Here is a 13,748-nt window from a genome sequence, read left to right as displayed (position 1 = left end):
GATGAACAGCAAAGCCAATTTCTTGGGCACGGCGCTCGCGCGCACCCTGGCCATCGGCCTCGTTGCAGCCACGCTGATCTCCGCTCCGGCCCAGCAGGCGTCGGCACAGGCGGTCCAGAATGCGAGCAGCAGCATAGACCTGTCGGTCGGCCGCGGCCGCCTGATCAGCCTCCCCGCCGCGATGACCGACGTGTTCGTCGCCGACGACAAGGTCGCCGACGTGCAGGTCCGCTCGAGCCGCCAGCTCTATGTCTTCGGCAAGGCGCCCGGCGAAACGAGCGTCTATGCCACCGATGCCAGCGGCCGGGTCGTCTATTCGACCGTCGCCCGCGTCGGCAACAACATCGAGACGATCGACCAGATGCTGTCGCTCGCGATGCCCGAGGCATCGATTTCGGCGAACACGATGAACGGCCTCGTGCTGCTCACCGGGACGGTCCAGTCGCCCGACGACGCCGCCGAAGCCGAACGGCTCGTACAGGCTTTCGTCGGCGAGCAGACCAAGGTCGTCTCGCGCCTGCGCACCGCGACGCCGCTGCAGGTCAACCTGCAGGTCCGCATCGCCGAGGTGAACCGTTCGCTCGTCAAGGAAATCAGCGGCAACCTGCTGACCCGCGACATGACCGGCGGCTTTCTGGGCGGTGTGTTCAACGGACGCACGCCCGGCCAGATCCTGTATCCGGGCGAAGGCGATCCGGCGGTGCCTCCCGGGGTCAAGCGCTATATCATTAACACGCCGAGCGGGACGCGGAGCCTTGCCGGTGCCGGCCGCCTGTTCGGGATGGATCTGATCGCGTCGCTCGATCTTGGCGAACGTTCGGGCATGGTCGCGACTCTGGCGCAGCCGAACCTCACCGCGATTTCGGGCGAAACCGCCGACTTCCTCGCGGGCGGCGAATTCCCGATCCCGATCCCCGGCAACTTCGCCGGGACGACGATCGAATACCGGAAATATGGTGTCAGCCTCGCTTACACGCCGACGGTGCTGTCGAACGGCCGCATCAGCCTGCGCGTCCGTCCCGAAGTGTCGGAACTGTCGACCGAAGGCGCGATCGAGATGGAAGGTTTTCAGATCCCAGCGCTGACGATCCGCCGTGCGGAAACGACGGTCGAACTCGGGTCGGGCGAAAGCTTCATGATCGCCGGCCTGATGAACAACCGCTCGATCGGCGCGATCGACAAGCTGCCCGGCCTCGGCGACGTGCCCGTCCTCGGCATGCTGTTCAAATCGGACAGCTTCCGCCGCGGCGAAACCGAGCTGGTGATCGTCGTGACGCCCTATCTGGTCAATCCGGTGTCGGCGAACGAGATCAAGCTGCCGACCGATGCCTTCCAGGCGCCGAACGATCTCGGACGGCTGCTGCTCGGACAGGAAAGCAACGGTGTGACCGGTGGCGACCGGCCGAAACCGCGCCTCGACACCTCGGTGGGTGACGCCGACCGCCTGCGCGGCAGCGACGAAGTGTCGCCCGGCTTCAGCATCAAGTGACGCGCTGGTTTTCAGGAGCAAAGTGATGAAAAAAATCGCAACTTGGACGGTCCTGGCGCTGGCCACCTCGCTTGCCGGCTGCGCCGGCAGCGCGGGCAGCAACACCAGCCTCGAATCGGTGCATCAGCCGGTCGTTCGCAACGCCATCTATCAATTCGACGTCGCCGCTTCGAACGGCGAACTGCCGCCCAGCGAACAGGGCCGCCTGCAGGGCTGGCTCGATACGATGGGCGCACGCTACGGCGACCGGATCGCGATCGAGGACCCCTCGGCCTATGGTTCGTCGGGCGCACAGGCAGTGATCCGTTCGATGGTCGAACGGCGCGGCCTGCTGATGAGCAACGACGTTCCCGTCACGACCGGCGCTGTGCCGCCCGGCTATCTGCGTGTGGTGATCACCCGCGCTTCGGCCAGTGTCGCAGGTTGCCCCGACTGGGGAAGCAAATATTCGGTCAACATCAAGAACGCGACCTCGTCGAACTACGGCTGCGCCACGAACAGCAATCTCGCTTCGATGGTCGCCGATCCGAACGACCTGATCAAGGGCACCAGCGAGGAACGGAATGACCCCGCCGCAGCAACGCGCGCGATCAAGACCTATCGTGAAAAGCCGCAGACCGGCGCCGGCGAATTGCGCGGCCAGTCGACGAGCAACGGCAGCGGGGGAGGCAGCCAGTGAACGCTCCATTCAAAGCCGCGGGTCTGCGTGACCCCTTCAACGCCTTCGTCTGCGACGACGACACGCTGGAGTTGATCCGTGTCGCCGCCGGCGACATGGGCTGGCCGGTCGAAAAGTGCAACAAGGGCGGGCTTCGCAACGCCGTCCAGTCGCTTTCGGTGTCGGCAAGCCCGAACATCCTGTTCGTCGACATGTCGGAATCGGGCGACCCGATCAACGATATCAACGCGCTGGCCGAAGTGTGCGAGCCCGGTACCGTCGTGATCGCAGCCGGTCAGGTCAACGATGTCCGCCTGTACCGCGACCTCCTGTCCAGCGGCATCCAGGATTATCTCCTGAAACCGCTGTCGCTCGACCAGATTCGCGAATCGCTGACCAACGCGCAGGCGATGCTCAGCGCACCGAAACACGCCGACATGCTCGATGCCAAATCGCATCACATGATGGCGGTGGTCGGCGTTCGCGGCGGCGCCGGCGCATCGCTCGTCGCGACCTCACTCGCCTGGGCGATGAGCACACAGGCCGATCGCCAGACGGCGCTGCTCGACCTCGACGTCCATTTCGGGACCGGCGCATTGACGCTCGATCTCGAACCGGGCCGCGGCCTCATCGACGCGATCGACAACCCCAGCCGCATCGACGGACTGTTCATCGAACGCGCAATGGTGCGCGCGTCGGACAAGCTCAGTCTGCTCTCGGCCGAAGCCCCGATCCACCAGCCGGTGCTGACCGACGGCTCGGCCTTCTTCCAGCTCGAAGAAGAACTGCGCAACGCCTTCGAGATGACGATCGTCGACATTCCGCGGCAGGTGCTGATCCCCTTCCCGCATCTCGTGTCGGAAGTCGGCACGATCCTGTTGGTCAGCGACGTGACGCTCGCCTCGGCGCGCGATACGATCCGTCTGCTCTCGTGGTTCAAGCAGAATGTTCCGGGCGCGCGCGTGCTGCTCGTCGCGAACAAGTTCCAGACCGCGATCGGCGAACTGTCGCGCAAGGAATTCGAATCGTCCATCGAACGTCCGATCGACATCGTGATCCCCTTCGATCCGAAACTGGTGAGCCAGTCGGCGAAGCTCGGCAAATCCTATGCCGAGATTTGCAAGGGCACCAAGGCGGGCCAGGTCTGGACGAACTTGATGCGGCTGGCGCTCGATGCGGCCGATGAGGAAGCCGAGGAAGCTCCCGTCGCCAAAAAGGCGAAGGCGGGCGGCTCGCTGCTCGGCAAGCTGGGCGGCATCGGCGGCATGATGGCCAAGAAGAGCGCGAAGTAAGGACGATGCCGGCCGGCGCTCGCTGGCCGGCGTTGCCCCGTTGACCGAAGCGGACAAAGTCAGACCATGAACCTGTCAGTCATCCTCATCATCGCCGCCGCCTTCCTGGCCTTTGCCGTGCTGGTCATCCTGCTCGGCGGCCCGTCGGTCGGCAAAGCGAAGTCGCGGCGCCTGTCGATGGTCAAGGACCGGCACGCCAACTCGACCGAGGCGGTGGTCGCAGCGCAGATGCGCAAGACCATTCAGGCGGCCGGCGGGCAAGGAAATGCGAACATCTCCAGCCTGATGCCGCGCCGCGAGCAGATGGAATTGCGGCTGCGCCGCACCGGCAAGGGCTGGACCGTCAGCCAGTATATGCTCGGTTCGATGGCTGCGTTCGTGATCGTGACCGGCATGCTGCTTGTGTTTCGTTCGCCGCCGCTGCTGGCCGCGATGATCGGGCTGCTGGCGGGACTGGGTCTTCCCTATATGATCGTCGGCCGGCTGATCAACAAGCGCCTGAAACAGTTTAACGCGCGTTTTCCCGATGCGATCGACCTGCTCGTCCGCGGCCTGAAATCGGGTCTTCCGGTTACGGAAACCTTCCAGGTCGTCAGCCAGGAACTTCCGGGTCCGGTCGGCGAGGAGTTCAAGGGGGTGATCGAGCGCATCCGTATCGGCAACACGATGGAAGCCGCGCTGCAGGAATCGGCAAACCTGCTCGGTACGCCCGAATTCCAGTTCTTCTGCATCACGATCTCCATCCAGCGCGAAACGGGCGGTAACCTCGCCGAAACGCTGGCCAACCTGTCCGACGTGCTGCGCAAGCGCGCGCAGATGAAACTGAAAATTCGCGCCATGTCGTCGGAAGCGAAAGCGTCCGCCTATATCGTCGGTTCGCTGCCCTTCTTCGTTTTCGGCATCGTGTGGCTGATGAATCCCGAATATCTCCAGGGCTTCTTTGTCGACCCGCGTCTGATGATCGCCGGTCTCGGGGGGCTCGTGTGGATGAGTATCGGGGTGTTCATCATGGCCAAAATGATCAGCTTCGAAATCTGAGAAGGCACGACAGATGAACAGCAGCCTTCTCCTCACCGCCTTCACCGGCGCCCAGCGCGGCCCGACCCTGCTCGGCGTCGACGTCATCTGGGCCTCGACGCTGCTCGCCGCGGTCGGCGTGTTCGCCGTGATCGTCGCAATTTACGGGGCGATGACGGTCCGCGATCCGATGGCGAAACGCGTCAAGGCGCTCAACGACCGCCGCGAACAGCTCAAGGCCGGGGTCACCGCATCGACGACGAAGCGCCGCGCACGGCTGGTTCGCAAGAATCAGACCGCGGACAAGATGCGCACCTTCCTCGGCAGGCTGCAGGTGCTGCAGGACGAACAGATCAAGGAAGTGCAGCAGAAGCTGGCGCAAGCCGGTATCCGGTCCAAGGATCTTGCTGTCACCGTCATTTTCGGACGCCTCGTCCTGCCGATCGTGTTCGGCGGCCTTGCCGCTTTCCTGATCTACGGCATCGAAATGTGGCCCGACCTGACGCCGTTCAAGAGTGCGGCCGGCGTCATGGGGGCACTGCTGCTCGGCTACAAGGCACCCGACCTGTTCGTCGACAACAAGCGCGCCAAACGCACCGACGCGATCCGCAAGGGCCTTCCCGACGCGCTCGATCTGCTGGTCATCTGCGCCGAAGCGGGCTTGACCGTCGACTCTGCCTTTTCGCGGGTTTCGAAGGAACTGGGCCGCGCCTATCCCGAACTGGGTGAGGAATTCGCGCTCACCTCGATCGAACTCGGCTTTCTGACCGAGCGTCGACAGGCGTTCGAGAATCTTGCCTACCGCGTCAATCTGGAGTCGGTGAAGGGCGTCGTCACGACGATGATCCAGACCGAGAAATACGGCACACCGCTGGCCAGCGCGCTCCGCGTGCTTTCGGCGGAATTCCGCAACGAACGCATGATGCGCGCCGAAGAAAAGGCCGCGCGTCTGCCGGCCATCATGACCGTTCCGCTGATCCTGTTCATCCTGCCGACGCTGTTCGTCGTCATTCTCGGCCCGGCGGCCTGCTCGCTGAGCGACGCGATGTCGGGCGGGAAATTCGGCGGCGGCGCGGGCTGATCGACCCAAAACCAACCGAAGGGGCGGGAGCGATCCCGCCCCTTTTTCGTTCAGCCGACCTGCTGCTCGATGGCGCCGAAGATGCTGTGGTGACGGTCGTCGTCCATCCAGATGCGGACCCTGTCACCCTTTTGCATGAACGGCGTCCGTGGTTCGCCCTGCATAATCGTCTCGACCGTCCGCACTTCGGCGAGACAACTGTAACCAAGCCCGCCATCGGCAATCGACTTGCCGGGACCGCCGTCGGCACCGCGGTTCGACACCGTCCCCGACCCGATGATCGTGCCGGCGCCCAGATCGCGCGTCTTCGCGGCATGCGCGATCAGCGCGCCGAAATCGAACGTCATATCGACCCCCGCATCGGCACGGCCGAGCGGCTCGCCGTTCAGGTCGACGCACAACGTCCCGTGAAGCTTGCCGTCCTTCCAGCGCTCGCCGAGCGCGTCGGGGGTCACGAACACCGGCGACATCGCGCTCGACGGCTTCGACTGGAAAAAGCCGAACCCCTTGGCGAGTTCCGCCGGAATCAAGCCGCGTAGCGACACATCGTTGGTCAATCCGACGAGCAGGATATGCTGGCGGGCGGTTTCGGGATCGACCCCTGCCGGAACGTCGCCGGTGACGACCACCACTTCGGCCTCCATGTCGCAGCCCCACGCCGGATCGCCAAGCGGGATCGGATCGCGCGGCGCCAGGAAGGCATCGCTGCCGCCCTGGTACATCAACGGGTCGTGCCAGAAGCTGTCGGGCATTTCGGCGCCCCGCGCCTGCCGCACCAGCGCGACATGGTTCACATAGGCGCTGCCGTCGGCCCATTGATAAGCGCGCGGGAGCGGCGATGCCGCGTCGCGCTCGTGAAAGCGCTCCTTCGGGATCGCGTCATGGTTGAGATCTTCGGCCAGCGCCGCGAGGCGGGGCGCCGCATAGGCCCAGTTGTCGAGTGCATATTGCATCGTCGCGGCGATCTGGCCGGCGTCGGTGTACCAGGCGAGATCATCGGACACGACGACAAGCCGCCCGTCGCGACCGGCTTTGAGCGAAGCTAGTTTCACACATGTCCCTTCGTCTGGCGATGCCGTCATCGCCCGAAAGGAAATGATCAGCGCGGCATCTGGATCGATGCGTAACAGGTAAAGCCGCTCTGCCCCGCCTGCAAGCGCCGGATATATTTCAGATAGGCCTGCGACTGGTTGTAAGTCGTACCGGGCAAATTTTGCCCCTGAAACGCCCGCTTCACTTCCTCGCCCGTGAACGGCCGCACTGCCCCCGGGAATGCGCCCTTGGTGCCCGGCGGAACGAGCTTGCCGTTGGTGTCGATATACTGGCCGGCGGCGGTCGGCGGCGGAACCGGGATCTGGCAGTTCATCACTGAAACTGCTGTCTGCGCAAAGGCCGGGCGGATCGTCAGCGCGGCGGAGACGCCCACGGCGCCAAGCGCCAGCATCCTGCGCCGCGAGGGCACGGCTTCATCGGCGCCTGCGGGCGTGTTTTCGGCCGGGATATCGCTGTTTTCCATGGCCGTCGCTTAAACCATCGATCTGCTAAGGAAAAGCAAAAGACCGCATGCGGGCGCAGCGCATCCCGCTTTGGGACATTCGCCCGCGAAGGATTAACGGCAGCGAACGGCCTTGCATTGTCCGGCGCCTTCGTGCGAGGCGAGCGACGATGCTCGATCGACTTTCCAGCCTGATCATCGCGTTGACGCTGGTCGCCGTCGCGGCGATTTTCGCGGCGCTGGCGGGCGGCGACGCGCTGGCAATCGCCATATTGACCGTCGCAGGTCTCGTCGGAGCGGCGATCGTCCACGGGGCCGTGCCCGCGCCTCTCCCCGATCCCCAGGGCACCGCGACGCCACCGGCCGACCTGCCGCCGCCGTCGCTGCTGCGCCATCCCGATTTCGCGCTGTGGGTCGATCAGGAAAAGGAGCCCTTGCTGGGCATCGCCGACAATATCGTCACCATCGCCAACGACGCCGCGGTCCGGCTGCTCGGCCGGCATATCGTCGGCGCCGATATCCGCACCGCGATCCGTCACCCCGCCGCCACCGAATGGCTGTCGCGGATCGATGGCGATGCGCCGCTCGAGACGATCAACCTCGTCGACTTCCCGCGCCCCGGCCAGCGCTGGACGATGCGGATCGCCACCCTCTCGGGGAACGAAAGCATCATCTTTCTGGCCGACCGTACGGCGATCGACGCCGCCGACCGCATGCGCTCAGACTTCGTCGCCAATGCGAGCCACGAGTTGCGCACCCCGCTCGCCGCGATCCTCGGCTATGTCGAAACGCTGCAGGACATGAACGGCGACGCCGACCGCCCGACCCGCGACCGCTTCCTGTCGATCATCCAGCGCGAGGCTGGCCGCATGCAGCAACTCGTCATCGACCTCCTGTCGATCTCGCGCGTCGAGGCCGACCGCTTTCGCCGGCCGACGACGCCGGTCGACCTCGCCGCGATCGTCAAAACGACGATCGCGCAGCTTCGCGACAGCGAACACGCGCGCGCCCGGGATATCGTCGCCAATGCCGGGGACGACAGTCAGCCGATGCTCGGCGACGGGGCGCAGCTCGGGCAACTCGCGCACAACATCATTTCCAACGCGATGAAATATGGCCGCGCAGGGACCCCGGTGACGGTCGAACTGGTCCGCGAGGGACGGCGCGTCCGCTTGTCGGTCAGCGACGAAGGCGACGGCATCGCTCCCGATCACCTGCCCCGCCTGACCGAGCGCTTCTACCGCGTCGACGAAGCGCGCAGCCGCTCGGTCGGCGGTACCGGCCTCGGCCTCGCCATCGTCAAGCATATCAGCGAACGGCATCAAGGACAGCTCGACATTCATAGCGAAGTCGGCCGGGGGACGCGGGTTTCGGTGACATTTCCGTTGACTGCGCAAAGTTGAATTCGGTCGGTCAAAAAGCCCGTTTCCGTTCATATCCTTGACTTTTCGGATATCAGGGCCCATCTTGCCACCGCTATCGTCGCCTGCGACGGATTTTTTTGCCTTTCGGCGGACACTTCCTTCTTCACGCTACTTGGCGCCGTCGGCATGAGCCGGCGGTAACTCCGATTCCGTGAAAGGAACGACCCCATGCCGATCGGCACCGTAAAATTCTTCAACACCGAAAAAGGCTATGGCTTCATTGCCAACGAGGATGGTTCGGGCGACAGCTTCGTCCACATCACCGCCGTCGAACGCGCCGGGATGGGCACGCTGAACAAGGATCAGCGCGTCTCCTATGAACTGGAGACCGACAACCGCGGCAAGACCTCGGCTGTCAATCTCCAGTCGGCCTGATCCTTGGCCAAAGAGGAACTACTAACCCTCGACGGCCAGATCGATGAGATCCTCCCCGACGGACGCTTCGGCGTCCTTCTGGAGAATGACCATCGTATCATCGCTTACACGGCTGGCCGGATGCGGCGTTTCCGCATCCGGTCGGTCGTGGGCGACACCGTACGCGTCGAAATGACGCCTTACGATCTGACCAAGGGCCGGATCGTCTATCGCGATCGTGGCGCCGGCCCGGCCGGAAGCGGCCCGCGCAAAGGCGCCCGGCGCTGATTTTGCAAATAATTCAATATAACCAGACTTCAGGACATTATGATTTTCAATTTGAATGCGTTTTCTTCTCCCCTTCGCCGACCGGCCCTCACGGGCCCCCGGGCATCCAAAGCGGTTCGGCGATCGCCGACCCTGTCGCGGCACGAGCTACGCCGCCTGATCGCCGAAATGGTCGACTGAATACCGCCATTTGACGACAGACACTTACCCCGATCCCATCAAGGAGAGCCGCCATGTCCGCCACCAGCGATTTCTATCTGGCCCAGGCCGAGAAATGCGCAGCGGAAGCCGCGGAAACCGCGCTGACGCAAGTGCGCGACCGAAATTTGCGCGCGGCGCAGGCTTGGCGGACCATGGCCGACAAGCTGATCCTGACCGAAGTGACGCGCGCGCGGCAAGTCGCCGCCGCAGCCGCAAAGGCGCAGGCGGCGGCCGACGCAGCCTGATTGCCAGCCTGGCCTGACGCGCGCCGGTCAGTCGATCGTCGCGATCAAAGCAGCGTCGATCCGCGCCTTGTCGACGGTCAGCGGTGGCGACGGCGCTATGATATCGCCGGTCGCGCAAAGCAAAGAATCCGGCATCAAATCATGCCCTCGATGCCCGGATGGCGGCCCCCTCTGGCGCTGCGCCGAACTTCACGATAGGCTGTACCTGCACAAGCGGGCGTGTCTCTGCGCCCAATCGGGGGCACATGTCAGTCAATCTGGAACAATGGATCAGCGAACATAAGATCGACGAAGTCGAATGTATCATCCCCGACATCAACGGGGTCCAGCGCGGCAAGGTGCTGCCGGCAAAGAAGTTCCTGTCATCGGTGAAGGACAAGTCGCTGCGCATTCCGGGCAGCGTCTTCATCTGCACGATCGACGGCCATTATCCCGAGGATATCGACGATATCTGGGACAAGGATCCCGACAAGATATTGATCGCCGACCCGTCGACGATCTGCGTTGCCCCCGGTTTCACGTCGCCCACGGCGTTCGTGATCGCCGACGTCCACAACCGCGACGGCAGCGACGTCGATATCGCGCCGCGGACCATCCTCAAAAAAGTGCTCGCGCTCTATGCCGACAAGGGCTGGAAACCGATCATCGCGCCCGAGGTCGAATTCTACCTTGTCTCGCAGAATGCCGACCCGGACTTTCCGCTGACTCCGCCCACCGGTCGCTCGGGCCGCAGCGAGTCCGCGAGCCAGCCTTACGGGCTCGAGGCGATGAACGAATATGAGGATATCATCGATCATATCTATGACGATTGCGAGCTGATGGGGCTCGATATCGATACGATGATCCACGAAATGGGCGCAGCGCAGCTCGAGGTGAATTTCGAACATGGCGACCCCCTCCGTCTCGCCGACGAGGTGTTCCTGTTCAAGCGCGTCGTGCGCAACGTCGCGAAACAGCACGACGTCTATGCGACCTTTATGGCGAACCCGATGGCGGGCCAGCCGGGCAGCGCGATGCATATCCACCAGTCGGTCGTCGACGCCGAAACGGGGCGCAACCTGTTCGCGACCGCCAACGGCCGCGACAGCGCCGCCTTTCGTTCCTATGTCGCCGGCCTGATCCGCTTCATGCCGCAGATTTCGCCGATGTGGGCGCCGAATGTGAACAGTTTCCGGCGCATGCGGCCCGACAGCGCGGCGCCGATCAACGTCCAGTGGGGCGTCGACAACCGCTCGTGCGGGTTCCGTATCCCGGTGTCCGACAAGAACAACCGCCGCGTCGAGAACCGCCTGCCCGGTGCCGACAGCAATCCCTATCTGGCGATCGCCGCGTCGCTCGTCTGCGGCTATATCGGGATGGTCGACCGGATGGTGCCGCCGAAGCCGATCACCGGCAGCGCGTACAACCGCGCGCGCACCCTGCCGCGGACCCTGGAAGCAGCGCTCGACCGCTTCGCCTCGTGCAAGAAGGTGCGCAATCTTCTGGGCGACGATTTCTTCGAAATCTTCTTTGCCGTGAAGGACTATGAACTGTTCAACTACCAGTCGGTGGTGTCGAGCTGGGAGCGTGAACATCTGCTGATGCGGGTCTGAATGACCGACCCGCTGAACCACAGCTATTATGCGGCGACCGCGCACGCGCGACCGCCACGGCCAGTCGAGGGCGACGATTGCCGTTGCGATGTTGCCGTGATCGGCGGCGGGTTCACCGGGCTGAGCGCCGCGCTAGCCTGCGCCGAGCGCGGTTTTTCTGTCATTCTGATCGAACGCGAGCATATCGGCTTCGGCGCGTCGGGACGCAACGGCGGGCAATTGATCCCGGGGTTGCGCTGGACCGCATCGGAACTGGAGGCGGACTTCGGACGCGAACGCACCGACGCGCTGTTCGACCTGTGCTGGCGCGACAACCGCGTCAAGGCGCGGATCGAAAAGCATGCCATCGATTGCGACCTGAAAACCGGGCATCTCGAGGCGGCGTGGACGCCGAAGGATTTTGACGCGATCGCGCGCGAGGCCGACTATCTGGGGACCCGCTTCGGCTATCGGACCGACATCGTCGCGAAAGTCGATATGGGCGAGCATATCGCCAGCCCGCTCTATCACGGCGGCGCCTATGATCCGCAGGGCGGGCATTTCCATCCGCTGAACTATGCGATCGGCCTGGCGCGGGCGGCCGAGGCCGCCGGCGTTCGCATCCGGGAAAAGGAGAATGCTCACCGCATCACCGGCACCGCCGGGGAGCTTGGCGTGATGACCGACCGCGCGCACGTCGGCGCGCGCTATGTCATCGACGCGACCGATAGCTGGATCGGCGACGTCGAGCCCGACCTCGGCCGCTACACCGTGCCGATCATGAACTATAATATCGCGACCGAGCCGCTCGCGAATGCCGACGCGCTGCTGCCGAGCGATGCCGCGGTCGCCGACAGCCGCTTCGTCCTCAACTATTTCCGCCTCTCGGCCGACCGGCGCCTGATCTTCGGCGGCGGCGAACGCTATTCGCAGACCCCGCCGCGCGACATCGCGGCGTTCGTGCGGCCGTTCATGGTCGAGGTGTTCCCGCAGATCGCCGATGCGAAGATCGACTATGGCTGGGGCGGCGCGGTCGCGGTGACGATGAACCGGTTGCCGCATGTCGGGCGGCGCGGGAATGTCTTTTACGCGCATGGCTTCTCGGGTCACGGCGCGCTGGTGACGACGCTCGCGGGCGAATTGATCGCCGAGGCGATGGCGGGCACCGCCGAGCGCTTCGATGTGCTGGCGAACCTGCCGTCGAGGCCCTTCCCCGGCGGCAAATGGCTGCGCCGGCCGCTCGCGACGCTGGGGCTGCTCTATTATGCGATGAAGGACAAGCTCGGGTGATATCCGATGCTGTCATTGCGCGTGTCGCGGCGCGCGAGGCAGAGCGTTTCCGTGCCGCCAATCCACGCGCCTTCGCGCATCACGCGGCGGCGACGGGCTGGTTCCAGTCGGTGCCTTTCCACTGGATGGCCGACTGGCCAAGCCCGGTACCGATCGTCGCCGCCGCGGCAAAGGATGCGACGCTGACCAGCATCGACGGCCAGCGCTACGACGACTTCTGCCTCGGCGATACGGCGAGCCTGTTCGGCCACTCGCCGCCTGCCCTCGCCGCCGCGCTGGCGAAACAGGCGGACGAAGGACTGAGCTACATGCTGCCGACGGAGCGCGCCGCCGCGCTTTCCGGAACGCTTGCGGCGATGTTCGGCCTCCCGCAATGGCAGGTCACGACGACCGCCAGCGAGGCCAACCGCGCCGTCATCCGCTGGTGCCGCGGGATCAGCGGGCGGCGCAGGATCCTGACCTTCAACGGCGCCTATCATGGCGCCGTCGATGACGCCTTCGTCGACCTGAAAGACGGCGATGCGGCGATGCGCGCGAGCCTGATCGGGCAAGTCCACGACCTTCGCGGCACGACGACCGTGATCGAGTTCAACGATGAAGAAGCGCTCGCCGGAGCCCTGCGCGGCGGCGATATCGCCTGCGTCCTTGCCGAACCGGTGATGACCAACGTCGGCATGGTGCTGGACGCACCCGGTTTCCTGTCGACGCTGCGCGCGCTGTGTGACGAGACCGGGACGCTGCTGGTGTTCGACGAAACGCACACCATCTCGTCCGGCTATGGCGGTCACGGTGTCGTCCATGGACCCAAGCCCGACCTGCTGGTCGTGGGCAAGTCGATCGGTGGCGGCGTGCCGTGCGCGGTCTATGGCTTCAGCGCCGCGGTGGCCGACCGGATGGCGGCGCTGAATCGTTCGCGTCCCGCGGGACACAGCGGCATCGGCACGACGCTGTCCGCCAACGCGCTGGCGATCACCGCGATGGACACCATGCTGGACGAGGTCATTACCCCCGCCGCCTATGCCACAATGCTCCGCGGCGCCGCGCGGCTTGTGGCCGGGCTCGAACAGGAAATTGCGGCTGCGGACCTCGACTGGCATGTGACGAGCGTCGGCGCCCGGGTCGAATTCCTGACCTGTCCCGTCCCGCCGCGGAACGGCAGCGAAGCCAAGGCCGCGATGCATCCCGGACTCGAGGCGGCGATCCATCTGTTCCTCGCCAACCGCGGGATTTTGCTGGCGCCGTTTCACAATATGATGTTGGTGAGCCCGGTTACCGGCGACGATCAGATCGACCGGCTTGTCGGCGGGTTCGCCGACTGCACGAAAGCGTTGAAGGAGTAAGGG

The 13,748-nt window shown here is 64.6% G+C and carries 14 protein-coding genes; 12 read left to right on the top strand and 2 right to left on the bottom strand.

Annotation, left to right across the window (positions count from 1 at the left end):
* Position 1 precedes the first annotated feature (1 nt).
* The 5 genes from LH19_RS07210 to LH19_RS07190 all read left to right on the top strand — a co-directional run bounded on the left by LH19_RS07210 (position 2) and on the right by LH19_RS07190 (position 5,537).
* Entirely contained in the window at positions 2-1,489 is a 1,488-nt protein-coding gene (locus LH19_RS07210; RefSeq protein WP_054726449.1) for a type II and III secretion system protein family protein, read from the top strand.
* 25 nt (positions 1,490-1,514) lie between these two features.
* Entirely contained in the window at positions 1,515-2,168 is a 654-nt protein-coding gene (locus LH19_RS07205) for a CpaD family pilus assembly protein (protein WP_054726446.1), read from the top strand.
* A complete protein-coding gene (locus LH19_RS07200) occupies positions 2,165-3,439 on the top strand; it encodes a pilus assembly protein CpaE (RefSeq protein WP_054726443.1) in 1,275 nt (424 codons plus the stop codon). Before LH19_RS07205 ends, LH19_RS07200 begins: the two co-directional genes overlap by 4 nt.
* A 66-nt stretch (positions 3,440-3,505) precedes the next feature.
* Positions 3,506-4,477: a type II secretion system F family protein gene (locus LH19_RS07195; RefSeq protein ID WP_054726440.1), complete on the top strand. Its 972-nt coding sequence runs from the start codon at positions 3,506-3,508 to the stop codon at positions 4,475-4,477.
* A 13-nt stretch (positions 4,478-4,490) separates the two neighbouring features.
* The gene (locus tag LH19_RS07190; RefSeq protein ID WP_054726437.1) at positions 4,491-5,537 is read left to right on the top strand and encodes a type II secretion system F family protein; all 1,047 of its coding nucleotides are present in this window, start codon (positions 4,491-4,493) and stop codon (positions 5,535-5,537) included.
* A gap of 50 nt (positions 5,538-5,587) precedes the next feature.
* Here the strand turns inward: LH19_RS07190 and LH19_RS07185 are convergent, their stop codons facing one another.
* Positions 5,588-6,589 (bottom strand): fumarylacetoacetate hydrolase family protein, encoded by a 1,002-nt coding sequence (locus tag LH19_RS07185; RefSeq protein ID WP_054726434.1) that lies wholly within the window; start codon positions 6,587-6,589, stop codon positions 5,588-5,590.
* A 47-nt stretch (positions 6,590-6,636) separates the two neighbouring features.
* Entirely contained in the window at positions 6,637-7,053 is a 417-nt protein-coding gene (locus tag LH19_RS07180; RefSeq protein WP_054726431.1) for a hypothetical protein, read from the bottom strand.
* A 149-nt stretch (positions 7,054-7,202) separates the two neighbouring features.
* Between LH19_RS07180 and LH19_RS07175 the strand changes: the two genes are divergently transcribed.
* The 7 genes from LH19_RS07175 (at position 7,203) to LH19_RS07145 (ending at position 13,745) form a co-directional block, all read left to right on the top strand.
* Positions 7,203-8,435 carry a sensor histidine kinase gene (locus LH19_RS07175; protein WP_054726428.1) on the top strand — a complete coding sequence of 411 codons (1,233 nt, stop codon included), beginning with the start codon at positions 7,203-7,205 and terminating at the stop codon, positions 8,433-8,435.
* Positions 8,436-8,624: 189 nt separating this feature from the next.
* Complete coding sequence (locus LH19_RS07170; protein ID WP_054587536.1) at positions 8,625-8,831, top strand: cold-shock protein; 207 nt, start codon at positions 8,625-8,627, stop codon at positions 8,829-8,831.
* A gap of 3 nt (positions 8,832-8,834) precedes the next feature.
* Positions 8,835-9,098: a translation initiation factor IF-1 gene (gene infA, locus LH19_RS07165; protein WP_054726426.1), complete on the top strand. Its 264-nt coding sequence runs from the start codon at positions 8,835-8,837 to the stop codon at positions 9,096-9,098.
* Positions 9,099-9,331: 233 nt separating this feature from the next.
* Positions 9,332-9,544 carry a hypothetical protein gene (locus tag LH19_RS07160; RefSeq protein WP_054726423.1) on the top strand — a complete coding sequence of 71 codons (213 nt, stop codon included), beginning with the start codon at positions 9,332-9,334 and terminating at the stop codon, positions 9,542-9,544.
* A 245-nt stretch (positions 9,545-9,789) separates the two neighbouring features.
* Complete coding sequence (locus tag LH19_RS07155; RefSeq protein ID WP_054726420.1) at positions 9,790-11,136, top strand: glutamine synthetase family protein; 1,347 nt, start codon at positions 9,790-9,792, stop codon at positions 11,134-11,136.
* Positions 11,137-12,405 (top strand): NAD(P)/FAD-dependent oxidoreductase, encoded by a 1,269-nt coding sequence (locus LH19_RS07150; protein WP_054726417.1) that lies wholly within the window; start codon positions 11,137-11,139, stop codon positions 12,403-12,405. It begins immediately after the preceding gene.
* Complete coding sequence (locus LH19_RS07145) at positions 12,402-13,745, top strand: aspartate aminotransferase family protein (RefSeq protein ID WP_054726415.1); 1,344 nt, start codon at positions 12,402-12,404, stop codon at positions 13,743-13,745. Before LH19_RS07150 ends, LH19_RS07145 begins: the two co-directional genes overlap by 4 nt.
* The last annotated feature ends 3 nt before the right edge of the window (positions 13,746-13,748 follow it).

It is taken from the genome of Sphingopyxis macrogoltabida, from assembly GCF_001314325.1.
Lineage (GTDB): Bacteria > Pseudomonadota > Alphaproteobacteria > Sphingomonadales > Sphingomonadaceae > Sphingopyxis > Sphingopyxis macrogoltabida.
The sequence above is the reverse complement of the archived record's forward strand: the minus strand, read 5'-3'. Positions and strand labels throughout refer to the sequence as shown.